Raw genomic sequence first — 26,314 nt, 5'->3', positions numbered from 1 at the left:
CGGTATTTCAGGAGGACCGAGGTGCCTGGGTTTGGGGCGGCTGCGCCCCCCAGCGCGGGGCAAGCCCGCTCACTACTTCAGGCAATGGCGCGGGATGGAGTCAATGTCGGCTTGGGCTTTCTGAATACCAGCACATTGCCCAACATCACCAGCACCAACCCCATCAGCGCCGGCGCGGTCCATTGATAGCCCTCGGCAAACGCCGACACGTTCAGCGCCACCACCGGGAACAGCACCGTGCAATACGCCGCGCGCTCCGGCCCCATGCGGCCGACCAGCGTGAGGTAGGCGGTAAAGCCGATCACCGAACCTGGGATCACCAGGTACCCCAGCGCGCCGATGTAACGTGCACTCCAATCCATATCGAACGGGATACCGCGCACGGCACAGTAGGTCGCCAGCATCGCCGAGCCATACGCCATGCCCCAGGCATTGGTGGTCAACGGCTTGAGCCCGGCCTTTTGCTGCAGGCTCGACAACATATTGCCCGCCGAAAAGCACATCGTGCCGAGCAACGCCAGGCCCAGGCCGAGCAAGGTCTGCGGGCTGGCGGTATGCCCGACCAGCTCCGGCCAGAACAGCAGGCCCAGGCCCAGTAACCCCAGCGCGCCGCCCATCAATACGTTACGCGCGACCCGTTGGCCGAAGAACACCCGGGCATTCAAGGCGTTCCACAGCGTGGCCGTGGAAAACACCACCGCCACCAACCCGCTGGGAATCCACTGGCTGGCGGTGAGAAAACACATGAAGTTGACGCAGAACAGGCACACCCCCTGGGCCAGGCAAATCAGGTGCCCGCGCCGGTTCATCACCTGCAGCTTGCGGCTGAGCAGCAACAGCGCGAACAGCACCAACGCCGCCAGGCCGAAGCGATAGACGATCGACACCGGAATCGCCACTACGCCCAACTGCCATTTGAGGGCAATCCAGGTGGTGCCCCAGATCAGCACCGTGAGTAAATACAGGAAAAGGTTCATAGCGGGCTCCGTCGATTGAGCCCCAGTGTCGCCGCCTCCCTGGCAACTGCGCTTGCACATTCTTGCGCTTTTGTCGGGCGGTGGGATCACAGCGCCGACCGCCCGGAGTAGGATGCAAGGCGCCGGAGAATACGCCATGCCAACCCTGGAATCGCTGCAGGTCTTTCAATCCCTTAACCGCTCGCCCAACGCACGCCTGGAAGCCTGCGCCGAGCTCGGTGACGGTTTGTCCGCGGCCTTGTGGAGCAACCACCACGATGCCCAGGATTACCAGGCGCCCGACCATCACACCCTGTCTTGCTATATCGGCGGCGGCACCGGCACGTTCCGGCGTGACCAGCCGGGCACCAAGGGCGGGCCGGACAAGCTGTGCATCCTGCCCGCCGAGCATCAGTCGGCCTGGGTGATCAACGGCGAAATTCGCCTGGCCCATGTGTATTTCAGCGCGGAGCAATTTGCCCTGGGCTGCGTCACCTTGCTTGACCGTGAGCCACGCGCGCTGCAACTGCGCGAAAGCACCTTTCTGGAAGATGCCGCCCAGGCCCGCCGCTTTCACCGCTTGATCGCCCTGAACTGGCATGAGCCCGGCGAACGCCTGCTGACCAGCAGCCTGGCCCATGAAATGCTCAGCCACACCCTGCTCAGCCAGGTGGGCGCACGCGACGGGCTGCGGTTGAAAGGCGGGCTGGCGGCCCATCAGCGCCGGTTGTTGATCGAGTACATCGACCAGCATCTGCAAGACCCGATCAGCCTGGGCCAGTTGGCCGGGCTGTGTGCGCTGTCGGAATACCATTTTGCGCGAATGTTCCGCCAGAGTTTCGGCCTGCCGCCCCATCAGTATCTCTTGGCGCGACGCCTGGCGCGTGCGCAAGCCCTTCTGCGCGGCGGCGCGTTGCCCTTGGGTGAGATCGCCTGGATGTGCGGCTTCTCCAGCGCCAGCCACTTCACCCATCGTTTTCGCCAGGCCCTGGGCGCCACGCCCGGTGAATACCGCCAGGCCTTGCGCGGCTAGGCCATCAAGCCCAAGGTCTTGGCCTTGGCCACCGCTTGGGTTCGTCGTTCCACGCCCAGTTTGCTATGGATACGCCGGGCATGGGTCTTGACGGTGTGCAGGGAAATAAACAGTCGGTCGGCGATTTCCAAGTTGGAGTTGCCCAGGGCGATCAACTGCAACACTTCCAGCTCACGCTGGCTCAGGGGATTGTCCGCCGCACCCGCCGGTGACACTGGCGTCTCCAGGCCCAATTCGCTCAACAGCCCAGGCGAGCGCAAACGCAGCTCGCGCAGCGCCTGCTGCACCTGGCAACGCTGCGCCAGCGCCTGCCCGGTTTGCAGCGCATGGCGGGCCAGCGCCGGGTCGCCCAACTGCCAGGCCACTTCACCCAGCACCAGGTGCAATTCGGTTTCCAGGCACAGCATGCCGCGCTGGCGAGTAGTCTCGAGCAGCGCATTGAGGCGTGCGATGGGTTGATCGGCGCACCCCAGCTTGACCTCGGCCAGCACCAGCAGGTACTCCAGGCGCGGCACCAGTTCCAGGGTGGCCGGCGGCGCCTGGCGGGCCTGGGGGCCACGAAAGTGACGCAATACCCGACGCACCGCCTCTACCGTCAGTTCGGCACGCCCCTGCTGCAACCAGAAATGCCCACTGACCAACAACAGCACGGCGCGGTACACCGTGTCCGGCACCTGGCGTTGCTGCATCAGCCGTTCGGCGTCACGCAACTGGATAAAGGCCTGGGCGTAATCGCCATGGTTGGCTGCCAGCAACGCCAAGCCGAGAAATCCATACAGCACGCGCTTGTCGTGGCTGTGCAGGCACAGGTTCAACCCTTCGGTGAAACACTCGGTCGCCAGCGCGTCGTGCCCTTGGCGCAACGCCAGGTGCCCACGTCGCAGGGCGATACGCCCGGCCAGTGGCCCGGCCTTGAGCCGCTGGCGAACCAGCATGGCCTGTACCGTCTCCAGCAGGCTCTGGGCCCGATAGGGCGCACCGCGCTGCTCCAGCAATTGAGCATGATCCAGCTCAAGCAGGGCCTCCAGGATCAGCGAGCCATGGGCACGGGCCAGGCAGAGGGCTTCACGATTCAAGGCTTGAGCCACGTCCAGCTCACCGCGCAGCAAGGCTTGCTGGGTCAGGCCCGACAGGCACATCAGGCGTGAGGTCCAAGCGCTGTCGGGCAAGGCTTGCAGCGCTTCCAGAAAATGCTCGCGGGAGCGCTCGGCATCGCCGCCCAAATGCAACAGCCAGCCCCATTGGGCCTGCCAGCGGGCCAGCAAATGGCACTGTTGCGCCGCCGTCGGCTGCGGCGTAAACCGTGCGAGCTGGTCGATACACACGCCTGCTTGTTCAAAGCGGCCGGCAAACAGCAAGGCAGCCGTCATCAGCCCGACCCGTTGCGCCGAGCCCAACAGCAATTCATCCCCGTGCTGCTCATGCAGGCGCAACAACAGCACGGCGTTTTCCCCGCGGAACAAATCCTCGAAACTGAAATGCTGCAACAGGCTCACCGCCACTTCGTACTCTTCGGCCTGCAGCGCCTGTTCAAAGGCGGCTTGCCAGTCGCTTTCTGCGCTGAACCACTGGCAGGCGCGTCGATGCCAGGAGCGCTTGGCCGGCCAGGGCGTCTCACGCAGCAGTCGCGCCAAAGGCGGAAATACCTGCAGCCAGTCCGGGGTGTCTTCCCAGGGCTGGATAAACGCACCGAGGGCCTGCAACTCGCGCAGGTAGCGGTCACCGTCACCGAAGCCGAACAGGTGCTCACACAACCCCGGATTGAAGCGTGGCATGTGGGCCAGCACGCGCCAGGCTTCGGCCAATTCAGCAGGCAGGGTGCTGAATAGCTCATGTTGCAGGTAGTCGAGCAAGGTCTTGTCGGGATGACCGTCGCCAAGCAAGGCGATGCGCACCCCGGCGCACCAACCGCCACTGAACTGCATCACACGCTCGAGGGTCGGCCCGGCGCCGAGCAATCGCTGGATTTCCGCTGGGCTGAACAGCAGCTCGTGGCACTCCCACAGTTCATCGTCGAGCAGCAGGCGTGGCCAGTTGCACGCTGGGCGCCGCCGTACGCCCAGCCACCAAGTGAGTGCCGGGCTGGCGGCGCTGAGCAGGCGGTCAAGCAAGGCGTCCAGTTCGGGCGCGGGCACACGGCAAAAATCATCGAGGAACACCCAACCCGGCGGCTGCCAGCGGCCAAGGTCGAGCAACAGGGTAGCTTCGTCGCTAAAGGGCAGGCCCAGGTTCTGCGCCAACCGCCGGCAGAACTCCAAGGGTGTGAGCGCGGCGCCATTGAGGGGCAGCCAATAGACCTGGCAGCCTGCCGGCGCCTGCAAGGCACACTCGGCCAGCAGCGCACTTTTGCCGCTGCCACCGGGCGCGCACAGCAGTTTCACCCGGGCCGACGCGGCCAGCAACGGCTCGGCCAGGCGTGGTCGCAACAGATGATGGGCGGACAGCCGGGGCATGAATCCAGGACGGTCCAGGCAGCGTGTCATGGCAGTCATTGCTGCATCCTGCTTTTTTATTGTTATGCGATCTGGGGCCTACCCTAGTCCTGTGGTGAGGGGTTATTGAAGAAGTATTCAGCACACTGATTGTCAGCCATGCACAAAACCAAATGTGGGACGGGGCTTGCCCTAATGCTAGTCAATTAAGAGAACCTGCCGCGGCCAAACTCTGTAGTGAGCGGGCTTGTCCCGCGCTGGGTGGCAAAGCCGCCCCAACAAAGACGCCGCGGTATTTCAGAAGAACCGAGGTGCCTGGGTTTGGGGCGGCTACGCCACCCAGCGCGGGGCAAGCCCGCTCACTACGGATGACGTGTTCTACATCCCACCCTTTAACTGACTGGCATTAGGGTTTGCCCCCCTCCCACATTTTTATTGCGTTTCAAACAGGCATTATCGAACGCCCTCGGACCTCAACGCCGCCGGAGTGTAATCCGCAGCCTTGGCCGCAAAACCGAACACGAAGCTGCTCTTCTCCTCGTTCTTCATGCCCAAGGCGATGTAGCGCCCGGCGATGATGTCGTACAGGGTTTCCACGGTGTAGGCCGGCACCTGGTGGTCATAGTAGAACTGTGCATGGCCTTCGGCGACACGCCACAGCTGGCCACGGCCGTCGTAGTGGTCCACCAGCGCGACTTGCCAGCTGTCTTCGTCGATGTACATGTGGCGCTTGGCGTAGATGTGCCGCTCACTCGGCTTGACGGTGCCGACCACTTCCCACACGCGGTGCAGTTCGTAGCGGGTGAGGTCCTGGTTGATGTGCCCGGCCTTGATGATGTCGTCGTACTTGAGGGTCGGCGAATCAAGCTTGTAGCTGTTGTAGGGGATGTACATTTCTTTTTTGCCGATCAGCTTCCAGTCATAACGATCAGGAGCGCCGGAGAACATGTCGAAGTTGTCGGTGGTACGCAGGCCGTCGGAGGCCGTGCCCGGGCCGTCATAGGACACCTGCGGTGCGCGCCGCACGCGGCGCTGGCCGGCGTTGTAGATCCAGGCCAGGCGCGGTTCCTTCACCTGGTCGAGGGTCTCGTGCACCAGCAGCACGTTGCCCGCCAGGCGCGCCGGCGCGGTCACCGACTGCTTGAAGAAGCTCAGCACGTTGGCCGCTTTGGCCTGATCGATATCCGGAATCGCTTGGGGCACCGCCACCTCCTCCTCGAAACGGATCGGCGTGTAGCTGCCGTTGGTCTGCGGGGTGGCCTGGGTGATGATGCGCTTGAGGTTACCGCCGTGGTAACGGGTGATGTGGTTCCACAGCACTTCCACGCCGTTCTTGGGGATCGGGAACGCGTAGTAACGGTTGCCGGTGAAGTTCTCCAGGCCGTTGCCGTCGTTGATGGCGTGCACGTTCAGCGCGCTGCGCTTGATCGACTCGTAGATGTCCGGTGGCAGGTTGACCGTACGGTGGCTGGGGTACACCGGGATCTTGTAGGTTTCGGGGTAGCGCTTGAACATCGCCACCTGGCCATCGGAGAGTTTGTCCTTGTACTTGTCCACCGTCGCTGCGGTGATCACGAACAGCGGTTTTTCACTGGCGAACGGGTCGGCCAGGAAGCCCTTGCTGTCCACCGCTCCGGCATTTTTCGGAATGCCGCCGGTCCAGGCCGGGATCGAGCCATCGGCGTTGCCGGCTTTCTCGGCGCCGACCGGGGTCAGGGTCGTGCCCAGCTTGGCGGCTTCTTCAGGCGACACCGCCGCCATCACGTTGGCGGCCAATACACTCAGCGCCATCACTGCAAATAGCTTACGCATAGGTTCTTGTCCTTCCTTAAAACCAGATCAGAAGTTCACGCCGAAGCTGAGGGCGATAAAGTCGCGGTCGGTCAGGGTGTTGTAGTCGCCACCAAAGAAGTCGGTGTAGCTGAGGCTGGCGGTATAGGTGTTGCGGTAGTCCGCATCCACGCCGACGCTGATCGCCTTGGCGCCTTCGTTGAAAATGCCGTTGGGGCCGTAGCCACTGACGTCATGGGACCACGACAGGTTGGGCTTGAGGTTCACCCCGGCGAACACGTTGTTGTAGTCCAGGATCGCCCGGGCGCGGTAACCCCAGGAGTTGGCGGTGACGAAACCGTCGGTATCGCCCTGGAACCCGTAGGCACCGAACACCGAGTCGCGGCCATAGCGCAGCTTGGTTTTGGCTTCCAGGCCGCCGACGTGCACGAACGCCGCCTCACCCACCAGGGTCAGGCGTTCGGCGCCCAGCACCTGGTCGAAGAACTGGGTCATGGTGCTTTGGATCTGGGTGATTTCCTTGCGGCGATAGCCTGAGTTGTCAGAGCCGAACGAGCTGCGGATCGGCGAAGCGGTATTACCGGCAATCGGGTTGACCAGCGCCAGGGTCAAATCGGTGGTGTTGAGTTGCACCGGTGCGTTGGGGCGGTAGCTGATCTCTCCGGTCCAGGCCGTGCCGGTCGGCAAGGTGGTGGAGAAGCTGGCGCCGTACAGGCGGATGTCTTCCGGGTAGTCGAGGTAATACTGGCCACGACCGAGCATAGTGCTTTGGGCCAGCCCCGCGCCGGAACCGGGGGCAATCGCGTTGGCAGCGTTGGCGATACGCCCGATGGTCGCCAGGCTGGTGTTGGCGGTAATCGTTCCCACGGTGGGCGTACGGCTGTGGTAGTTCATGAAGTACAGGCCGTATTCGGTGTCATCCCCCAGCCAGCGCAACGCCGCGCCGAACTGGCCGCCATCGCGGGCGTCACGGTCTTTGGCACGCTGCACCACCACGCCTTCGCGGGTGACCTGGAAGCCCTGGCCGAACGCCGCCGCCACTGGCTGCAACGGCGCGATCGCCGGGCTGCCGACGGTGTAGTTGTTGTTGCAGCCATGGGCAACCACGTCGTTGCCGAAGAAGGTGCCGCAGTTATCCACCACGGTGTTTTCCCAGTTCAACTGGTAGAAGCCTTCCACCGAGAGCTGATTGGTCAGGCTCTGGGAAGCGAACAGCATGTTGACCGGGATCAGCCCCTCCTTGATTTCAGCGCCCGGACGGCGAAAGGCCGAGACGTCGATGGGGTTGATGCTGTTGATCGAGTTACCGATAAACGTACTCTCGCCCCAGCTCACCACCTGTTTACCGACGCGCACAGCGCCCGGCAGGTCGCCGATGGAGTAGTTGTGATACACGAAGGCATCGAGCAACTCATAGCCGGAAGAGCGCGCGCCCTCGTCACGGTGGTTATTGCTGATCGGCTTGAATTCGCGGTCTTCGTCTTGCAGTTCGAAGTCGTACCAGTACTTGCCGCGCACGAACACGCCGCTGTCGCCGTACTTGAGCTCCAGGTCGTGAATGCCCTTGAAAATCTTGGAGAAGGTTTCACCCTTTTTGAAGTTCAGCCGCCCGTCATCCCCGGTGGACGCCTGCCCCGTCCCACCGTTGGAAACGCCGACCAGCTTCTTGTCGGCATCGCGCATGCCCCAGCTGGCGCCGACCGACAGCGAAGAATCGAATTGCCCTTCGACCTCGCCAATATTGAACGAAACCGCCTGGGCCTGGGCACAGCAGCCCAGTGCAACCGCTGCGGCGAGCGCCTGTGGCGTGAAGATGGCGCGCATTGTTGTTTTTGTCATGCGTCTTCCCCGGTGAGTGACAGAAGGCTCCACCCTACTGCCGCTCGCCAGGAGGGATAAGCGCACCAAGGAGGTATTCGCGTTGTCGCTCGAAAGGATGAACAGCCGCTCTGGCCGGGCTGCGGGCGGGGCCATGGATCGGGTAGATGACCCGTTATCAGAGGGATGGATGGCACACCGGCAACTGTTGCCAATCCGGTAACAGTCCTTGTCCCGATCCGCTATTACTCATTTCGTTACAACGGATTATTCTAAGCGGGCTTTCAGGGCAAACCGCCCGCTCCCACCTTCGGGAGAAAAGTCTGATTTCAACGGATTGGCTAATATATTCAATCTGTTACAGGTGTTCACCGACGTTGATTTATCGCTCCTTGATCCAACGTCTTACTTCGGCCGCTGCTTTTGCAGCGGCCTTTTTTATGCCCCCAATAAAACGGGGCGCCCTCAGCGCCCCGTTGGATTGTATATTTTTCGAACAATGATCAGAGGCTGAACTTCTGCAAGTTGGCCATCATCTCTTTCAAGGCTTCGATATTGTCCTTGGGGTGCGCGGCGCCTTCAAAGTCGCAGATCTGCGCCCAGTGCGCCGCGACATCCTCGGGTGAGAAGCCGGCGTCGGGGTCAAAGCCCACCCCGAGGCTGCGCTCCCAGCGGGTTTTGCCGATCCAACCGCCCCCCACTTCGAACAACCCGGCCGTTTCCTGGCAGGCCTCGCTGCCCAAGTAGACCACCAGCGGGCTGACCAGCTCCGGCTTGAGGCGCTCGAACACCTGCGGCGGGATCAGCCCTTCGGTCATGCGCGTGCCGCCGGTGGGGGCAATGGCATTGACCAGGATATTGTTCTTGCGCCCTTCCAGCGCCAGGGTGCGGGTCAAGCCGTACAAGCCCAACTTGGCCATGCCGTAGTTGGACTGGCCGAAGTTGCCGTAGATACCTGAAGTGGAAGCGGTGAAAATCACCCGCCCGTAACCTTGTTCACGCAGATGCGGCCAGGCGGCGCGGGTGACTTTATAGGCACCTTCGACATGCACCCGATACACCAGGTCCCAATCGCTGTCGTCCATTTTATGGAAGGTCTTGTCGCGCAGGATGCCGGCGTTGTTCACCACCACGTCGATGCGGCCGAAAACGTCGAGGGCGTTCTGTACGATCTTGTCACCGTCGGTGACGGAGTCATGGTTGGCTTCGGCAATACCCCCTGCCGCACGGATTTCAGCCACCACCCGATCAGCCGCCGAGGCATTGGCGCCTTCGCCCTGGGCCGAGCCGCCCAGGTCGTTGACCAATACTCTGGCCCCATGTGCGGCGAACAGCAGCGCATGGGCCCGTCCCAATCCACCGCCGGCACCGGTGACGATCACGACCTTATCCTGGAACTGCACTGATTCACTCATACCGAACTCCGCTGGCGACAATGGGCAATGGACTGAGTGTCAGGCACCCAGCCTCTGGTCACAATAAAGTCGGCCGGGGCTGAATGGTGCGCGATAAGGCAGCGGGATGATTGCGCCACTCAGGAATAGGCCGCACGCGACTCAGACGGGCCAATACGCTCGCGAAACGCCAAATAGTGTTTGAGCACCTGTACGGGGGCTTCGATCTGCGGATAGTGGCCGATGTTGGCCAGCAACACCGTATCGGCGTGGGGCACCAACTGCTCATAACGCGCCACCATGTGGGCGCCGGAGATGGGATCGACCTCACCATCGATCACGCGCAGGGGCACCTCGCCACATTGCATCGCGCCCACCCAGCGCTCACGCAGGCGGCGGCGCTGCGGGATGTAGGCGATCAGCTTGTGCAGGATACGTGGGCCGTCGTTGCAGTTGAGCAGGCTCCAGAAATCATCCAGCACGCTTTCACTGGGCCGTGTGTGTGGGCCGAAAATCTGGTTGAAGCTGTTGGCCATCGCATTGCGTCCAAAGGCACGGCCGATCATCCAGCCAAGGGGGCTGAGCAACAATTTCTGCACCAGGGCCGGGCGGTGGGTTTCCGGGAACAGCCCGCCATTGAGGAACACGCAACTGGCCATCTGAAACCGACCTTCGTAGTGGCGGGCGAGCAATTCCTGGGCGACGCTGTCGCCATAGTCATGCGCCAACACATGCACGGGCTGCTCTATTCCCAAGTGTTCGAGCAATGCCTGTTGCAGATCCGCCTGCTCCAACAGGCAATAGTCGTGGTCCAGGGGTTTGGCCGAATCGCCAAAGCCCAGCATGTCGCAGGCGATCACCAGGTTGCGCTGCGCCAGGGGCTGCCACAGGTAATGCCAGTCCCAGCTACCGGTGGGGAAGCCATGGATCATCAAGAGCGGTTCGCCCTGCCCGGCCACCCAATAACGAATCGAGTAGCCACGAAAGACGAACTCCTGGCTACGTTTGCGCCAGGCTCTGAGGGGGATTTCGGCAAGAGGCATCAGCTTTTATACCCAGGGTCCTGCAGGTCCAATTTACGCAACAAGGCCGGCCAGGCCAGTGCACCGCCCATACCTTGTGCGCTCTTTGTGACAGCTGCCACCATCGCCTTGGCCCCGGCAAGGATCTGCGGCTCGATGGCAATCAATTCGGCGCCGCCGTTTTGCGCCAGGACCTGGATATCGCAGGCGCGCTGGAAGGTGAACATCATCAGGAAGGTGTCGGCAATGCTGCTGCCGCAGGTGAGCAGACCGTGGTTGTGCAGCATCAGGAAATTGTTCTCGCCCAGGTCGGCCTGCAGGCGGGCCTTTTCCTCGTGGTTCAGCGCCACACCTTCATAGGCGTGATACGCCAGGCTCGACAGCACGAACAACGATTGCTGGCTGATGGGCAACACGCCCTGCTTCTGCGCAGCGACGGCAACACCGGCCGCAGTGTGGGTGTGCAATACGCACACCACGTCGTGGCGCACCTCATGAATGGCGCTGTGGATGGTGTAGCCCGCGGGGTTGATCTCGTAGGGGCTGTCCATCCGCTTGTTGCCGGCCTGGTCGACTTTGACCAGGCTCGACGCCGTGATTTCGTGGAACATCAGCCCGTACGGGTTGATCAGGAAATCATCGGTGCCCGGCACCTTGGCCGAAATATGCGTGAAGATCAGATCATCCCAGCCATGCAACGCCACCAGGCGATAGCAAGCCGCCAGGTCGACACGGGTCTGCCATTCGGCAGCGCTGACCTGATCTTTGACATTCTGTGGCGCTTGAACAGGGGCTAGGCTCACGGCAACGACCTCCTTGGTGCATTTCTTATTATTTTTTGAGTGAGGGGCCAGTCTAGTCAGGCGTCGTGGCGTGCGGAGTCGCCTTGCCAGCCAGCTTGATGACTGAACGAGTCAGCCATGAGAATAGTACAAGTCGTGTCAGAGAACCGCCGCCAATAAAGGCGCGGCGGACGCTGGCATTGTTGCGCGCTTGCGATCAGCCGCGCAGTGCGATGATCAACTCGGCCAACCACGGTTCGGCGTCGGCTTCCGGGGTCACGCTTTCGCTGGCGTCCAGGCGCAGCATCGGCAGTACCTCACGTACGCCCAGTTCGCCGAACAGCTCGCGCATTTGCTCGCCACCGCCGCAGAAGGTGTCGCCGTAACTGGCATCGCCCAGGCCGATCACGGCACCGGGCAGGCCACGCCAGGCCGCCGGCAGTTGGTCGCGAATGCTCGAATACAGGGGTTGCAGGTTGTCGGGCAATTCCCCCATGCCGGTGGTGGAGGTCACCGCTAGAAACGCCTGGGGGGCAAACGCCTGCACATCGGCCAGGGTGGCGCGAGGGTTGTGCCAGGCTTCAAAACCGGCCGCGTTGAGGATGCCGACGGCGTGGCGGGCGACTTCTTCAGCCGTGCCGTACACCGAGCCGGAAAGGATGGCGACTTTCATCAATCTGATCCTGTCATTGAGCGAAAGCGTGGGATATTAGCAGTAGGCGCAAATTTTTCAGCGCGCCACGTGCAACATTCAAGACTTGCCATAAACTCCAAACTCCAGAACACGCCACGGACCGCTCGATGATTAACGCCAAGCTGATGCAAATGGTGGTCAACGCTTCCAACGACGGTATCGTCGTCGCCGAACGCGAAGGCAAGGACAAGCCGCTGATCTACGTCAACCCGGCGTTCGAACGCCTGACCGGCTACGCGCTGGACGACATCCTGTATCAGGACTGCCGTTTCCTGCAGTCGGGTGACCGCGACCAACCCGCCCTGATGGCCATTCGCGAAGCCCTCGACAGCGGCGGTGCCTGCCGCGAAATCCTGCGCAACTACCGCAAGGACGGCACCCACTTCTGGAACGAGTTGTCGCTTTCCACGGTGTACAACGAAGCGGATAAGCAGACCTACTTCGTCGGTGTGCAAAAAGACGTCACCACCCAAGTCAAAGCCCAGCAGCGCGTGACACAGCTGGAGGCCGAAGTGGCCGAGCTTAAACGCGAGCTGGCGGCGCTCAAGGCGACGAGTGGATTTAACAAACTGTAAAAAATGCAGTCTTTAGAGCGATAATGGCTTTTTAATGCCTCACCCTTGAGCTACATCAATGCACCGCGACGCTCTCTTGACGCAGGACGAACTGGATTTCATCCAAGATATGCAACATAACCCGCAACTCAACTTGCGGGATGCCGGGTCGAGCCTGACCGTCAATGGCGGTGCACAGATCCGCGATTTGCTCACGCGGCTGGCCGCCCATGACCATGTCACCATCCAGGCGCAGTTCGACAACCAGCAGCTCACCTTTCCCCTGCAATTGGTTGAAGACGAGTTTCATGCGGTGCATCTGCGCCTGGGCGTGCCGAGCATTTTCGAAGATGGGCCGATGGTCCGCCCCTGGCGCCTGGCCCTTGAAGCACCGGTGCCGCTGGAAAACGTACGCGGCAACCCGGGAGCGCTCTGGGTGCATGAGGTGTCATTCAAGGGTGTGCTGGTGGAGTTTCGGGGCCGGGCCAAGCCGCCGAAAACCTTTTCCCTGTGGTTCAGCCCGTCAGGTTACGAACGCATTGCCTTGCGTGGCGCGCTGGAGCGGGAAACCGCCCGGGGCTTGTTCGCTTATCGCTTGAACCAGAGTAACGCGGATGAAATCGAGCGCTTGCGCCAGTTCATCCTGCATCAGCATCGCCTGGTCCACCCCCACGTGCATGCCTGACTTCAGGTATCCAACTGCCCGTTGAGAAACTGCTGCAAGCGGCGCTGCATCAAGCGCCCTTCGTTGCCCAGACAGCCGATGGAGGAGCCTGCGAGGTCGTCTTCGGCCAGTTCCGAAGCCGCCCCGGCCAGAAACAGCGGGCAATCGAGCGTCAACGCCAACCGGTTCAGACGCTTGTGCAGGTCATGTCGGTGTGAATGGTTGGAGAAGACAACGAGCGCGCGCGGATGGGTCTTCTCACAGATCAGTGTCAACTCATTAAAAGGCTGGCCCATCGCGAGCACCTTGATGGCCAGGTCATCACGACTGATCAGTAATGCCGCGACCAGCAACTCCAATTTACGACACTCGCCGGGAATCGCGGCCATCACCACCCGCGGCGCCGAAGAGGCGCAGGCCACCTGCAGGCGCTGCAGGGCCTGCACGCGCAGGAAGGCATCGTAGAACAGCCATTCGCTGGCCTGACCGAACTGGTTCTGATGATGCAGCAGCTCGCCCCAAAGCGGCATCAGGATGTTCTGGAACGCCACACTGAGGGGGTAGGTGCCCAGGATCTGGCCATACAACTGCTCCAGCACGCGATCGTCGAAAACACTGACGGCCTGCATCAGGCGTGCCTGCCATTGCGACCATTCTGCGTTTTCGACCGTGCCCTGCTCGGAACGTACGACTTTTGCCTGCTGCTCGTCACGCGCAAGGATCTTGCCCACCTTGCTCACTGCCACACCGCGTTCAACCCAATCGAGAATGCGATGAACGGTTTCAATATCGCTCTTGGAGTAGAGCCGATGCCCACTTTCGGTGCGCGTGGGCTGAATCAGGCCATAACGGCGCTCCCAGGCGCGCAGCGTGACTGGATTGATGCCTGTCAATCTCGAGACTTCACGAATCGGAAACAGCTGATCTGAATCGGTCGGATCTAGAAGCGAAGTGCTATCTATCGGAGCAGTATTCACGGGCATTTTGAACAAAAACCAACGGTAACTGGGCGTTCATTTAACGCCTTTAGAACTGTCTTTTTCAAGGTGTATGCCCTTCAGACCAATGTCACTGGCGCATTTTTGCAAAACAGGAATAATCCTTGCCTGTTTTTTCCACGTGGCTGCACTACCCCCGCAGCTTCGTTCGTGCGCGACCTACCCGGTGCTGCGCACCCGTTATCTGGAGATACACAATGTCTACCTCCCCCGTTACCTTGATGGTCGCGCGTCGCGTGGCCAAAGGACGCTACGAAGAATTGATGGCCTGGCTGCGCGAAGGCGAGCAACTGGCCACCGACTTCCCGGGTTACCTGGGCTCCGGCGTACTGGCCCCGCCACCCAACGATGACGAATTTCAGATCATCTTCCGCTTCGCCGACGAAAAAACCCTGCATGCCTGGGAGTTCTCCGCTTCGCGCAGTGCCTGGCTGAGCCGTGGCAGCGAGCTGTTTGCCGACCCGTCCGAGCATCGCGTCAGAGGTATTGACGGCTGGTTCGGCGCCGCGGGCGCACGCCCTCCCCGCTGGAAACAGGCGGTGGCTATCTGGCTGGCGTTCTTCCCGGTGTCACTGCTGTTCAATTTCGGCCTTGGGCCATTGCTCAGCGAGCTGGATCTGTTCAGCCGCGTGCTGGTCAGCACGGCCGCACTCACGCCATTGATGGTTTACTGCTTTATCCCGTTGTCGACCCACCTGCTGGCAAACTGGCTACATCCCACGCCACCGCGCAAGGCCACTGAAGCCGCCGCGTGAGTACAGGGGGGCCGGTCGCTGGTATCATTTCAACCTGCCAGCGATTTGAGTCCCCCCATGACTGCAACCAACGCCCCGATCCTGATCACCGGTGCCAGCCAGCGCGTCGGCCTGCACTGCGCCGAGCGCCTGCTGGATGACGGTTACCCGGTGATGTTCAGCTACCGCAGCGAGCGCGAAGGCATCCAGACGTTGCGCGAGCGTGGCGCGATCGGCCTGTTTGCCGATTTTTCCAGCGAAGCCGGGATTCTTGCGTTTATCGCGCAGTTGAAGACTCACACCGACAGCCTGCGTGCGATCGTCCACAACGCCTCGGCATGGATCGCGGAGACGCCGGGCGATGAAAGCCGCGCCTTGCAGGACATGTTCAGCGTGCACATGCTTGCGCCCTACCTGATCAACCTGCATTGTTCAGCGTTGCTGCAGCGCTCGACGCCTGCCGATATCGTGCATATCAGTGATGATGTGGTGCGCAAGGGCAGTCGCCAGCACATTGCCTACTGCGCCACCAAGGCCGGGCTCGACAGCCTGACGCTGTCGTTTGCCGCGCAGTTCGCGCCGCTGATCAAGGTCAACGGCATCGCCCCGGCAATGGTAATGTTCAACGAGGACGACGACGCCGCCTACCGCGCCAAGGTGTTGGCCAAGTCCGCTCTGGGCATCGAACCTGGGCCGCAGGTGATCTACCAGAGCCTGCGTTACCTGCTGGACAACCCCTATGTCACCGGAACCACCCTGACCGTCAACGGTGGGCGGCATATCAAGTAAGCCGTTTTTGAGGATGTCGTATGACCTTATCCCTGCCCCACCATTACCGCGAGATCCTCAAGGGCCTGGGCGAAGACCCGCAGCGCGAAGGCTTGCTCGACACGCCCAAGCGCGCCGCCAAGGCCATGCAATACCTGTGTCACGGCTACGAGCAGAACCTGGACGAGATCGTCAATGGCGCACTGTTCGCGTCCGATAACGACGAGATGGTGATCCTCAAGGACATCGAGCTGTATTCACTCTGCGAGCACCACCTGCTGCCCTTTATCGGCAAGGCCCATGTGGCCTATATTCCAACCGGCAAGGTGCTCGGCCTGTCGAAGCTGGCGCGCATTGTCGACATGTATGCGCGGCGCCTGCAGATCCAGGAAAACCTCACGCGGCAAATTGCCGACGCGATCCAGCAGGTCACCCAGGCCGCCGGCGTGGCGGTGGTGATCGAAGCCAAGCACATGTGCATGATGATGCGCGGTGTGGAGAAACAGAACTCAACCATGAACACTTCGGTGATGCTCGGCGCGTTCCGCGAGTCGAACACCACGCGCATGGAGTTCCTGCAACTGATTGGACGGAGCAAATAGCAATGCCACAACTTCAACCAGGCATGGCGCGCATCCGGGTCAAGGACCTGTGCCTGCGCACATTTATCGGTATCAACGAGGACGAAATCCTCAACAAGCAGGATGTGCTGATCAACCTGACGATCCTGTATGCCGCCCAGGAAGCCGTGCGTGACAACGACATCGACCACGCGTTGAACTACCGCACCATCACCAAGGCCATCATCGCCCACGTCGAAGGCAATCGCTTCGCCTTGCTGGAGCGCCTCACTCAGGAACTGCTGGACCTGGTGATGAGTAACGAATCGGTGCTGTACGCCGAAGTCGAAGTGGACAAGCCGCATGCGCTGCGTTTTGCCGAATCGGTGTCGATTACCCTGGCGGCCAGCCGTTAACCTCCCCTGAATCTGCGTGAACCCTATGAACGATCAACAACGTCTCGAACTCGAAGCCGCCGCCTTCCGCCGGTTGGTGGCCCATCTGGACAGCCGCAAGGACGTGCAGAACATCGACCTGATGAACCTCGCCGGCTTCTGCCGTAACTGCCTGTCAAAGTGGTACAAGGCCGAGGCTGACGAGCGCCGGATCGAACTGAGCCTCGATGACGCCCGGGAAGTGGTGTACGGCATGCCGTATGCCGAGTGGAAAGCCCAATACCAGAAAGAAGCCAACGCCGACCAACAAGCGGCGTTCGCCAAAGGAAAACCCCATGACTGATTTGAATACCCTGCGTGCCAGCCTGAACAGCGGCGAACATGCTTTTGCCGATACCTTGGCGTTTGTCGCTGCCGGTTATGACTACCAGCCGCAAGCGTTCACCAACGGCAACGTGGAAAACGCGGCCGGGCAGAACGAAGGGTCGTGCAAGACGCTGGGTTTGGCCCTGCTGGAAGGCTTGAGCGATCAGGAAGCTCTGCTGGCATTTGGTGAGCATTACCGCTCGGTGGTGGCGACGCCTGAGGGCAGCGACCATGGCAACATCCGTGCGTTGATCGCCAATGGCTTGGCCGGTGTGAAGTTCAGCGCGCAGCCACTGACTCGCCGCGCCTGAGCCAGGCATAAAGCAAAATGTGGGAGGGGGCTTGCTCCCGATGTGCCGCGAAGCGGCCCCAGCTTTGGGTTTGAAAAAGCTGGGCCTGCTGCGCAGGCCATCGGGAGCAAGCCCCCTCCTACATTGGTTTTGCGGCGTTGGTTAGAACGAAGCGTCCTTCAAGCCGTCGAGGTAGCGCTCGGCATCCAGGGCCGCCATGCAACCGGCACCGGCCGAGGTGATGGCCTGGCGGTACACGTGGTCGGCCACGTCACCGGCAGCGAAGATACCTTCAATGTTGGTCGCAGTCGCATTGCCTTCACGGCCGCCTTGCACCACCAGGTAGCCATCTTTGGCTTCGAGCACGCCTTCGAACAACGAAGTGTTCGGCGTGTGACCGATGGCAATGAACACGCCGTCGACTTTCAGCTCGTCGAAGCTGCCGTCGTTGTTCTTCAAGCGCGCACCGGTCACGCCCATGTTGTCGCCCAGGACTTCGTCCAGGGTGGCGTTGAGCTTGAGGATGATCTTGCCTTCAGCGACACGGGCATGCAGCTTGTCGATCAGGATTTTCTCGGCGCGGAAGGTTTCGCGGCGGTGAATCAGGGTCACGGTGCTGGCGATGTTGGCCAGGTACAGCGCCTCTTCAACGGCCGTGTTACCGCCGCCGACAACGGCGACCGGTTTATTGCGATAAAAGAAACCGTCGCAGGTCGCGCAGGCGGAAACGCCTTTGCCCATGAACGCCTCTTCGGACGGCAGGCCAAGGTAACGGGCGCTGGCGCCAGTGGCGATGATCAAGGCGTCACAGGTGTAGACACCGCTGTCGCCGGTCAGGCTGTAAGGCTTCTTGGAAAAATCGACCTGGTTGATGTGATCGAACACGATCTCGGTTTCAAAACGCTCGGCGTGTTCTTTCATACGCTCCATCAGCGCCGGGCCGGTCAGGCCGTGGACATCGCCCGGCCAGTTGTCGACTTCAGTGGTGGTGGTCAACTGACCGCCCGCCTGCATGCCGGTGATCAGCAGCGGCTTGAGGTTGGCCCGGGCAGCGTAGACGGCAGCGCTGTAACCGGCAGGGCCGGAACCGAGAATAATCACTCGCGAATGACGGGTATCAGACATGACTCACTCCTGTCGACCGCCCGGACAACAAGGCGGCTGGAATAAAAAAGGACCGCGAAGCACTTGGGGAAGGCTTGAACTCGCAGGCCCTGAAAAATAATGGGTGCAGCGTATCGAGGGGGGCAAGATTAAGGAAATACGGAATAACAATCCAGCTCATAGGTGGTCTCTATGCAGTCGACTCGGTTGATCGAGACGTTTGTTACTGCTGATGTCGCCGCTTTCGCCCAACCGGCAAAGCCGGTAAGGTCGGCGCGTTTGTCTCATTGCTCGGAGTTCTCCATGCCCGCCCCTGCTCTTTCCGGCCCGCAATACCTGCGCGAGGGCCTCAAACTGGTGTTGAGCCCCGGCCTGCGCCTGTTTGTGCTGCTGCCGCTGGCAATCAACCTGGTGCTGTTCGTCGGCTTGATCTATTTCGCCGGCCATCAGTTCAGCCTGTGGGTCGATAGCCTGATGCCGACGCTGCCCAGTTGGTTGAGCTTCCTCAGCTACATCTTGTGGCCGCTTTTCGTGGTGCTGGTGGTGTTGATGGTGTTTTTTACCTTCACCATGCTCGCCAATATCATCGCGGCACCGTTCAACGGTTTTCTCGCAGAAAAAGTTGAAGTGGTGGTGCGTGGCACCGATGACTTCCCGCCGTTCAGTTGGGGTGAGCTGGCCGCGATGGTGCCGCGTACCCTGGCTCGTGAGATGCGCAAACTGGGCTACTTCCTGCCACGCGCCATCGGCTTGTTTATCCTGTCGTTCATCCCGGTGGTCAACCTGATCGCGGCGCCGTTGTGGCTGCTGTTCGGTGTGTGGATGATGGCGATCCAATACATCGACTACCCGGCCGACAACCACAAGCTGGGCTGGAACGAAATGCTCGCCTGGCTGCGCCAGAAGCGCTGGCAGAGCATGAGCTTCGGCGGCATCGTCTATCTGGTACTGCTCGTGCCGGTGGTCAACCTGCTGATGATGCCGGCGGCCGTGGCCGGGGCCACGTTGTTCTGGGTACGCGAGCAAGGCGCCGAGGCGATGACGCGGCAAAACATGGCCAAGTCATAAATCCATCATCCCAATGACACAATGACGACATGGCCCGCAGAGACACTGTGGGTCATGACGACAGCCTCGCTTCACATCACCTTAATTACCGAAACCTTCCCGCCGGAAATCAACGGGGTGGCCAATACCCTTGGCCGCCTGTGCGAGGGGTTGCGTGCGCGCGGCCATCAAGTCGAGCTGGTACGTCCTCGCCAGGGCGCCGACCAGAGCCGCCCCAACGACGACCAACTGCTGCTGTGCCGCGGCTGGCCGCTGCCGGGTTACCCGGGCCTGCAGTGGGGCCAGTCGTCGATGCACAAATTGCTGCGGCGCTGGACGCGCCAACGCCCCGATGTGCTGTATATCGCCACGGAAGGGCCGTTGGGGCTATCGGCCCTGCGTGCGGCACGTCGCCTGGGTATCAGTGTGGTCAGCGGTTTCCACACCAATTTCCAGCAGTATTCGAACCAATATGGCTTGAGCGTGCTGAGCCGTATGGTCACCCATTATCTGCGCTGGTTTCATAACCGCTCGACCTTGACCCTGGTGCCGAGCGCCAGCCAACGCCTGGAGTTGGAACGCCGCAATTTCGAACGCCTGGGAATGCTGGCGCGCGGGGTCGACAGCCAATTGTTCCACCCGGCCAAACGCGATAACGCACTGCGTGAAAACTGGGCGTTGAACAGTGAACAGATCGCCGTGTTGCATGTAGGCCGCCTGGCCCAGGAAAAAAACCTGGGGCTGCTCAAACGTTGCTTCGAAACCCTGCAAGACAGGTATCCACTGCATCAGATGAAACTGGTCATCGTCGGCGATGGCCCACAGCGCGCAGCGATGGAAAAAGCACTGCCCGAAGCGATTTTCTGCGGCACTTTGCGCGGTGAAGAATTGGCCCGGCATTACGCGTCGGGCGACGTGTTCCTGTTCCCCAGCCTGACCGAAACCTTCGGCAACGTCGTGCTGGAGGCCATGGCTTCAGGGTTGGGGGTAGTGGCATACGATCAGGCGGCGGCGACCCAGCACATCCGCCACGGCTACAACGGTGTGACTGCGATGCCGGGGGATGAAGAAGCCTTCTGCGATGCGGCCAACTGGTTGCTTGAAGAGCGCGAGACCTTGCGCAGGGTGCGCCTGAATGCGCGTCAGCATGCCAGTCGCCAAGGCTGGCCAGCCATTATCGAGCAATTCGAGAACCAGTTACGTGGTGTGTGCGCGCAGGGTTTTACCCCATCCAAACCCGCCACACCTGCGCTGAACGATCTGCGAGTGCCGTAAGTCGGTTCACCACGCCTCCCGGCACGCCCCCTAAAACCGGTTCCAATCTTCACAATCGTCTCTGCGTACCCCCCGAATCACCGAGCTACAACGGCATATTTCGGGAACGTCACGCTGCCAGTCACCACCCACATGACACCTGCTATCGAAGGTGTTTTCCTGTTGGACCACCCCGAATCAGGCAGGTATTTCTCACAAAAATTGATAGAGAGCGTTATGTCGACACTGATCAATTGGCCAATGGCTCCGCAATTGCTGCACCACAACACGCAGCCCCAGAACACTGCACAGGCTCCCGAATTGAGGCGCTCCGGCGGCGGATATGAAATGGCGATGTATGGAAAGGAAACCCCGCCCAATTGGGGCCATCCACGGCCTGAACGTCCGGATTACGGCTGGAATCAGCCACTGCCTACCCATCCGGATTACGGCAGTTACCGTCCGCGTCCTACCCGCCCGGAATACGACAATCACCACCGTCCGTACGCAACCCGCCCGGACTATGACAATCATCGTCCTTACCCAGCCCGCCCGGACCACGACAATCACCGTCCTTACCCAACCCGCCCGGACTACGATAATCACCGACCGCAATACACCCGACCTGATTATGGCTGGAACCGCCCGCTACCTACCCGACCGGATTACGACAGTCACCGTCCGCACTACCCCCGCGCGGATGACGGCTGGAACCAGCCGCAATATACCCGCCGGGGTAACAACCCATACCGCGACCTGTGACAGGACAACGCAGTGAATAGCTGAAACAAAACGGGAGGCAGGGTCTTCCACCCCCTGCCTCCCGTTGAAAACCGCATATTTACCTGCCATTCAAACCAGGGTCGTCAATGCCTCACGACTGAACGGCAGGATGTCACTCTCGCGTCCTTCGCGCACCTTCACCGCCCAATCCGGGTCCACCAGCAGTGCGCGCCCTACGGCTACCAGGTCAAACTCCTCGTTGTTCAGGCGCTCCAGCAGTTTTTCCAGGCTCGCCGGCTGTGCAACTTTATCGGTGTTGACCATGAACTGCAGGAACTCGCCATCCAGGCCGACGCTTCCGACGGTGATGGTTGGCTTGCCGGTGAGCTGGCGGGTCCAGCCAGCCAGATTGAGGTCGGAGCCTTCAAACTCCGGCTCCCAGAAGCGACGGGTAGAACAGTGGAAAATATCCACACCGGCGTCGGCCAACGGCTTGAGGAATTCTCCCAGCGCCTGCGGGGTGTGCACCAGGCGCGCGCTGTAGTCCTGCTGCTTCCATTGGGAGAAACGGAAAATGATCGGGAAATCAGGGCCGACAGCGGCGCGGGTCGCCTGGATCAACTCAATGGCAAAGCGCGAACGGTTGGCCAGGCTGCCGCCATATTCGTCGGTGCGCTGGTTGCTGCCTTCCCAGAAGAACTGGTCCACCAGGTAGCCGTGGGCACCGTGGATCTCCACACCGTCCATACCGATGCTTTGGGCATCCTTGGCGGCTTGGGCGAAGGCATTGATTACGTCTTTGATATCTTGGGTGGTCATGCCATGGACGACAACGGTGCCATCCTTGAGTTTTTCCATCGGGCCATATGCCGGCACGCTGGCGTCCGGTTCGGTGCCGATGCGGCGCACGCTACCCACATGCCACAACTGCGGGACAATCTTGCCCCCTTCTGCGTGTACGGCGTCGACCACTTTTTTCCAACCGGCCAGTGCGGCATCACCGTAGAAATGCGGAACATTCGGGTAGCCGTTGGACGCTTGATGCCCCACCACGGTGCCTTCAGTAATGATCAGCCCCACGCCAGCGGCAGCGCGGCGGCGGTAGTACTCGATGACCTTGGAATTGGGCACGCCACCTGGGGAGAACGAGCGGGTCATCGGCGCCATCACTACGCGGGTCGACAGCGTCAGTGCACCGAGCTGGAACGGTTTGAACAAGGCTTGGACAGGCATGGGAGCGCTCCACGGGAGACTGGATTTATGATGCCGATAATATGGTGAGATCAGGGTGCTTCATAGCACTATTGATCTGGGTGATTAAGGGCTAAAAGCGAAGGCCGCTAACCTGTGGCTAGGGAGTTTGCCCCCTGGCCACAAGTAAGGGAGATGTTCAGCTCAGGGCTTTTTCGATGGCATGGACGATCGTTGGATCGTCCGGTGCGGTGCGCGGCGAAAAGCGTGCAAGCACTCGCCCATCCTTGCCCAGCAGGAATTTTTCGAAGTTCCAGGTGATATCCCCAGGAAACTCTGCGCCCTCGCCCGCCAACAAGCGGTAGAGCTGATGGCGATCATGGCCATTCACATCAAGCTTGCTGCCCAATGGAAACGTCACGCCGTAGTTGAGGCTGCAGAACGCCTGGATTTCTTCCTCGGTGCCCGGTTCCTGGCCTGCAAACTGGTTGCAAGGCAGGCCAAGCACGGTAAACCCCTGGTCCTTGTACTGCTGATAGAGGTTTTCCAACGCCGCGTATTGCGGGGTCAGGCCACATTTGGAGGCCACGTTGACCACCAGTACGACTTGCCCCTTGAAAGGCGCCAGCGGCAGCTCATGTCCGTCTAAAGCTTTGAGTTTCAGGTCGTGGAAAGCGCTCATGACGAACTCCAGATATCCCATGTTCTTCGCATTGCGGCTCTGCGAGATTACAACCCGCAAGCCTGCAATCATAGACGCCGATTGCAAAACTCGCCTGCGAGTTACTGAGCGGTAGGCCAGGGCAAAATCGGAATCGCGGTCACCGCATTCTGCGGGCTGCCTTCGATCAAACGGTCGCTGTAGACCAGGTAAACCAGGGTATTGCGCTTCTTATCGAGGAAGCGCACCACTTGCATGGTCTTGAACACCAGGGAGGTGCGCTCCTTGAACACTTCGTCGCCGTCCTTGAGTTCGCCCTTGAAGCGAATCGGCCCGACCTGGCGGCAGGCAATCGAGGCTTCGGCGCGGTCTTCGGCCAGGCCCAGGCCACCTTTCACACCGCCGGTCTTGGCGCGGGACAGGTAGCAGGTCACGCCATCAACCTTGGGGTCGTCAAACGCCTCGACCACAATGCGGTCGTTGGGGCCGACGAACTTGAACACCGTCGATACCTGGCCGATTTCTTCTGCGCTCGCCAGCAGCGGCATGGCCAACAGCAGGCCGAGCAATCCTTTCATTACGCGCATCGTGTATTCCTTTGGTTAAACCAGGATCAGGTTATCGCGGTGAACCAGTTCCGGTTCGGCCATGTAACCCAATAGTCCGACAATCGCGTCAGACGATTGCCCAATGATTTTCTGCGCTTCCAGCGCGCTGTAGTTGGCCAGGCCGCGGGCGATCTCACGGCCGTCCGGCGCAACGCACACGACCATCTCGCCACGGCGGAAACTGCCTTGCACCAGCTTGACGCCCACCGGCAGCAGGCTCTTGTTGCCTTGAGACAAAGCCGACACAGCGCCATCGTCCAGCACCAGGGTGCCACGGGTTTGCAGATGGCCGGCCAGCCACTGTTTGCGCGCAGCCAGCATGCCGCGCTCCGGCGACAGCAGCGTACCGATGCGTTCACCGGCCTTGAGGCGGTCCAGCACACGCTCCAGGCGCCCGCCGACGATAATGGTGTGCGCACCGGAACGCGCAGCCAGGCGTGCGGCACGCAGCTTGGTCTGCATGCCACCACGGCCCAGGGCGCCACCGACGCTGCCGGCCACGGCGTCCAGGGCCGGATCATCGGCACGGGCTTCGTAGATCAATTGCGCGTCGGGGTTATTGCGCGGGTCGGCGTCGAACATGCCGTCGCGGTCGGTGAGGATCACCAGCAGGTCGGCTTCCACCAGGTTGGCTACCAGGGCGGCCAGGGTGTCGTTGTCGCCGAAGCGGATTTCGTCGGTGACCACCGTGTCGTTTTCATTGATCACCGGGATGACCTTGAGCTCCACCAGCGCACGCAGGGTACTGCGGGCGTTGAGATAGCGCTTGCGGTCGGACAGGTCGTCGTGGGTCAGCAGGACCTGCGCGGTGTGGCGGCCGTGCTCGGCGAAGCTGGATTCCCAGGCTTGCACCAGGCCCATCTGGCCGATGGCGGCGGCGGCTTGCAGTTCGTGCATCGCGCTGGGTCGCGCGGTCCAGCCGAGGCGGCTCATCCCGGCGGCAACCGCCCCGGACGACACCAGCACCAACTCGACACCGGCCTCATGCAAGGCCACCATTTGCTCGACCCAGACGCTCATGGCTGCGCGATCAAGCCCCTTGCCATCCGCCGTCAGCAACGCACTGCCGATCTTCACGACCCAGCGCTGCGCACCTGTCACTTTGCTCCGCATCATCTTCAACCTTAAAGTGAGGGCCGCGCGACCCAGCGCCGCCCATAACGTTATACCCGGATACCAAAACGCCGCTCTATAAGGAGCGGCGTTCAAGTTTATCGCAACGAATCAGTCGCGCACGTAAATGATTTCCGGGCCATCTTCATCATCCACGTCTTCTTCGTCCCAATCATCGTCGCCGATGTCATGGACCGACTTCACGCCGCTGCGGCGCAGGGCACGCTGGTCATCCAGGGCCTGCAACTGAGCACGGGCTTCGTCTTCGATGCGCTGGTCGAGCTCGGCCAGTTCGGCCTTGTACACCGGGTCGGCCGCCAGGCGGTCGGCGCGGTCTTCGAGGTAGCGCATGATGTCGCGGGTCAGGCGCTCGGTGCCTTCTTTGGCGATGGCCGAGATCACATAGACCGGGCCTTCCCACTCCAGGCGGTCGACGATTTCCTTGACGCGGGCCTCGTGTTCTTCTTCGAGGATCTGGTCGCACTTGTTCAGTACCAGCCAGCGATCACGCTCAGCCAGGGACGGGCTGAACTTGGTCAACTCGTTGACGATCACTTCGGCGGCGTCCGGCGCGCTGGTGTCATCCAGCGGGGCCATGTCGACCAGATGCAGCAGCAAACGGGTACGCGACAAGTGCTTGAGGAAGCGGATGCCCAGGCCAGCGCCATCGGAAGCACCTTCGATCAGGCCGGGAATGTCGGCGATCACGAAGCTTTTCCAACGGTCGACGCTGACCACGCCCAGGTTCGGCACCAGGGTGGTGAACGGGTAGTCGGCGACTTTCGGCTTGGCCGCCGAGACCGAACGGATGAAGGTACTTTTACCGGCGTTCGGCAGGCCCAGCAGGCCCACGTCGGCGAGTACTTTCATTTCCAGCTTCAGGTCACGCTGCTCGCCCGGCTTGCCCGGTGTGGTCTGGCGCGGCGCACGGTTGGTACTGGACTTGAATCGGGTGTTACCCAGACCGTGCCAGCCGCCCTGCACAACCATCAGCTTCTGGCCGGCCTTGGTCAGGTCGCCAATCACTTCCTGGGTCGCGGAGTCGATGATCGTGGTGCCGACCGGTACGCGCAGTACCAGGTCCTCGCCTTTTTTACCGGTGCAGTCGGTGCTGCCGCCGTTGGAGCCACGCTCGGCGTCGAAGTGCCGGGTGTAACGGTAGTCGACCAGGGTGTTGAGGTTTTCGTCGGCCATCATGTAGATGGAACCGCCGTCACCGCCATCACCGCCGTTGGGGCCACCGTTTTCGATGAATTTTTCGCGACGGAAACTCATGCAACCGTTACCGCCGTCGCCTGCTTTTACTCGGATGGAAACTTCATCAACGAACTTCATAACAAAACGCCTCTCGCCTCTTGGACG

The 26,314-nt window shown here is 61.2% G+C and carries 27 protein-coding genes; 12 read left to right on the top strand and 15 right to left on the bottom strand.

The genetic code is table 11. From position 1 onward, the window contains the following. Positions 1-77: 77 nt before the first annotated feature. Positions 78-977: a DMT family transporter gene (locus JBE38_RS15665; RefSeq protein ID WP_205344623.1), complete on the bottom strand. Its 900-nt coding sequence runs from the start codon at positions 975-977 to the stop codon at positions 78-80. A gap of 136 nt (positions 978-1,113) precedes the next feature. Here JBE38_RS15665 and JBE38_RS15660 point away from each other — a divergent pair, with 136 nt between their 5' ends. After that, positions 1,114-1,989 (top strand): helix-turn-helix domain-containing protein, encoded by an 876-nt coding sequence (locus JBE38_RS15660; protein ID WP_205344622.1) that lies wholly within the window; start codon positions 1,114-1,116, stop codon positions 1,987-1,989. On the opposite strand, the gene JBE38_RS15655 is transcribed toward JBE38_RS15660, so the two are convergent. The 7 genes from JBE38_RS15655 to JBE38_RS15625 all read right to left on the bottom strand — a co-directional run bounded on the left by JBE38_RS15655 (position 1,986) and on the right by JBE38_RS15625 (position 11,901). Then, entirely contained in the window at positions 1,986-4,481 is a 2,496-nt protein-coding gene (locus JBE38_RS15655; RefSeq protein ID WP_205344621.1) for a LuxR C-terminal-related transcriptional regulator, read from the bottom strand. The two genes, JBE38_RS15660 and JBE38_RS15655, sit on opposite strands and share 4 nt — an antisense overlap. A 393-nt stretch (positions 4,482-4,874) precedes the next feature. Next, entirely contained in the window at positions 4,875-6,233 is a 1,359-nt protein-coding gene (locus JBE38_RS15650) for a DUF1329 domain-containing protein (RefSeq protein ID WP_090368617.1), read from the bottom strand. 27 nt (positions 6,234-6,260) lie between these two features. Next, on the bottom strand, positions 6,261-8,051 hold the full coding sequence (locus tag JBE38_RS15645; RefSeq protein ID WP_161550043.1) for a DUF1302 domain-containing protein: 1,791 nt from the start codon (positions 8,049-8,051) through the stop codon (positions 6,261-6,263). 482 nt (positions 8,052-8,533) lie between these two features. Next, complete coding sequence (locus JBE38_RS15640) at positions 8,534-9,445, bottom strand: SDR family oxidoreductase (RefSeq protein ID WP_090368613.1); 912 nt, start codon at positions 9,443-9,445, stop codon at positions 8,534-8,536. A gap of 119 nt (positions 9,446-9,564) precedes the next feature. Next, a complete protein-coding gene (locus tag JBE38_RS15635) occupies positions 9,565-10,467 on the bottom strand; it encodes an alpha/beta fold hydrolase (protein WP_090368612.1) in 903 nt (300 codons plus the stop codon). Next, positions 10,467-11,249, bottom strand: a complete 783-nt coding sequence (locus JBE38_RS15630) for a class II aldolase/adducin family protein (RefSeq protein ID WP_104994782.1) — start codon at positions 11,247-11,249, stop codon at positions 10,467-10,469. Before JBE38_RS15630 ends, JBE38_RS15635 begins: the two co-directional genes overlap by 1 nt. Positions 11,250-11,445: 196 nt before the next feature. After that, positions 11,446-11,901, bottom strand: a complete 456-nt coding sequence (locus JBE38_RS15625) for a flavodoxin (protein ID WP_060754378.1) — start codon at positions 11,899-11,901, stop codon at positions 11,446-11,448. 128 nt (positions 11,902-12,029) lie between these two features. Here JBE38_RS15625 and JBE38_RS15620 point away from each other — a divergent pair, with 128 nt between their 5' ends. Together JBE38_RS15620 and JBE38_RS15615 are read left to right on the top strand one after the other, a co-directional pair. Continuing rightward, the gene (locus tag JBE38_RS15620) at positions 12,030-12,497 is read left to right on the top strand and encodes a PAS domain-containing protein (RefSeq protein ID WP_060754379.1); all 468 of its coding nucleotides are present in this window, start codon (positions 12,030-12,032) and stop codon (positions 12,495-12,497) included. Positions 12,498-12,555: 58 nt separating this feature from the next. Continuing rightward, on the top strand, positions 12,556-13,161 hold the full coding sequence (locus tag JBE38_RS15615; RefSeq protein WP_060754380.1) for a hypothetical protein: 606 nt from the start codon (positions 12,556-12,558) through the stop codon (positions 13,159-13,161). 2 nt (positions 13,162-13,163) lie between these two features. Here the strand turns inward: JBE38_RS15615 and JBE38_RS15610 are convergent, their stop codons facing one another. Further along, positions 13,164-14,123 (bottom strand): MerR family transcriptional regulator, encoded by a 960-nt coding sequence (locus JBE38_RS15610; protein ID WP_090368608.1) that lies wholly within the window; start codon positions 14,121-14,123, stop codon positions 13,164-13,166. A 212-nt stretch (positions 14,124-14,335) separates the two neighbouring features. Here JBE38_RS15610 and JBE38_RS15605 point away from each other — a divergent pair, with 212 nt between their 5' ends. The 6 genes from JBE38_RS15605 to JBE38_RS15580 are packed head-to-tail and all read left to right on the top strand — an operon-like array spanning position 14,336 to position 17,272. Then, the gene (locus JBE38_RS15605; protein ID WP_090368605.1) at positions 14,336-14,893 is read left to right on the top strand and encodes an antibiotic biosynthesis monooxygenase; all 558 of its coding nucleotides are present in this window, start codon (positions 14,336-14,338) and stop codon (positions 14,891-14,893) included. Between the two features lie 57 nt (positions 14,894-14,950). Beyond that, positions 14,951-15,661: a dihydromonapterin reductase gene (gene folM, locus JBE38_RS15600; protein WP_090368602.1), complete on the top strand. Its 711-nt coding sequence runs from the start codon at positions 14,951-14,953 to the stop codon at positions 15,659-15,661. A 20-nt stretch (positions 15,662-15,681) separates the two neighbouring features. Next, positions 15,682-16,242, top strand: a complete 561-nt coding sequence (gene folE, locus JBE38_RS15595; protein WP_090368599.1) for a GTP cyclohydrolase I FolE — start codon at positions 15,682-15,684, stop codon at positions 16,240-16,242. Positions 16,243-16,244: 2 nt separating this feature from the next. Continuing rightward, entirely contained in the window at positions 16,245-16,616 is a 372-nt protein-coding gene (gene folX / locus JBE38_RS15590; protein ID WP_003194073.1) for a dihydroneopterin triphosphate 2'-epimerase, read from the top strand. 25 nt (positions 16,617-16,641) lie between these two features. Then, positions 16,642-16,938, top strand: a complete 297-nt coding sequence (locus JBE38_RS15585) for a DUF1244 domain-containing protein (protein WP_090368596.1) — start codon at positions 16,642-16,644, stop codon at positions 16,936-16,938. Further along, positions 16,931-17,272, top strand: a complete 342-nt coding sequence (locus JBE38_RS15580; protein WP_060754385.1) for a HopJ type III effector protein — start codon at positions 16,931-16,933, stop codon at positions 17,270-17,272. Before JBE38_RS15585 ends, JBE38_RS15580 begins: the two co-directional genes overlap by 8 nt. A 141-nt stretch (positions 17,273-17,413) precedes the next feature. Here the strand turns inward: JBE38_RS15580 and trxB are convergent, their stop codons facing one another. Then, positions 17,414-18,376 (bottom strand): thioredoxin-disulfide reductase, encoded by a 963-nt coding sequence (trxB, locus tag JBE38_RS15575; protein WP_034115064.1) that lies wholly within the window; start codon positions 18,374-18,376, stop codon positions 17,414-17,416. A 282-nt stretch (positions 18,377-18,658) separates the two neighbouring features. Between trxB and cysZ the strand changes: the two genes are divergently transcribed. From cysZ to JBE38_RS15560, 3 genes are all read left to right on the top strand, one after another. After that, complete coding sequence (gene cysZ / locus JBE38_RS15570; RefSeq protein ID WP_060754386.1) at positions 18,659-19,423, top strand: sulfate transporter CysZ; 765 nt, start codon at positions 18,659-18,661, stop codon at positions 19,421-19,423. Positions 19,424-19,477: 54 nt separating this feature from the next. Then, a complete protein-coding gene (locus tag JBE38_RS15565; RefSeq protein WP_090368590.1) occupies positions 19,478-20,677 on the top strand; it encodes a glycosyltransferase family 4 protein in 1,200 nt (399 codons plus the stop codon). A gap of 216 nt (positions 20,678-20,893) precedes the next feature. Continuing rightward, positions 20,894-21,418, top strand: a complete 525-nt coding sequence (locus JBE38_RS15560; protein ID WP_205344620.1) for a hypothetical protein — start codon at positions 20,894-20,896, stop codon at positions 21,416-21,418. Positions 21,419-21,508: 90 nt separating this feature from the next. On the opposite strand, the gene JBE38_RS15555 is transcribed toward JBE38_RS15560, so the two are convergent. The 5 genes from JBE38_RS15555 to cgtA all read right to left on the bottom strand — a co-directional run bounded on the left by JBE38_RS15555 (position 21,509) and on the right by cgtA (position 26,287). Beyond that, entirely contained in the window at positions 21,509-22,612 is a 1,104-nt protein-coding gene (locus JBE38_RS15555) for an NADH:flavin oxidoreductase (RefSeq protein ID WP_205344619.1), read from the bottom strand. A 157-nt stretch (positions 22,613-22,769) separates the two neighbouring features. Beyond that, positions 22,770-23,252, bottom strand: coding sequence for a glutathione peroxidase (locus JBE38_RS15550; RefSeq protein WP_060754390.1), 483 nt, complete (start codon positions 23,250-23,252; stop codon positions 22,770-22,772). A gap of 101 nt (positions 23,253-23,353) precedes the next feature. After that, positions 23,354-23,818, bottom strand: coding sequence for a CreA family protein (locus JBE38_RS15545; protein WP_015885841.1), 465 nt, complete (start codon positions 23,816-23,818; stop codon positions 23,354-23,356). A gap of 15 nt (positions 23,819-23,833) precedes the next feature. Then, entirely contained in the window at positions 23,834-24,952 is a 1,119-nt protein-coding gene (gene proB / locus JBE38_RS15540; protein WP_060754391.1) for a glutamate 5-kinase, read from the bottom strand. A 111-nt stretch (positions 24,953-25,063) separates the two neighbouring features. Further along, positions 25,064-26,287: an Obg family GTPase CgtA gene (gene cgtA, locus JBE38_RS15535; RefSeq protein ID WP_060754392.1), complete on the bottom strand. Its 1,224-nt coding sequence runs from the start codon at positions 26,285-26,287 to the stop codon at positions 25,064-25,066. Positions 26,288-26,314: the final 27 nt, after the last annotated feature.

This window comes from Pseudomonas sp. ICBG1301 (genome assembly GCF_016918385.1).
Taxonomy (GTDB): Bacteria; Pseudomonadota; Gammaproteobacteria; order Pseudomonadales; family Pseudomonadaceae; genus Aquipseudomonas; species Aquipseudomonas palleroniana.
This window is presented reverse-complemented; position numbering and strand designations above follow the sequence as displayed.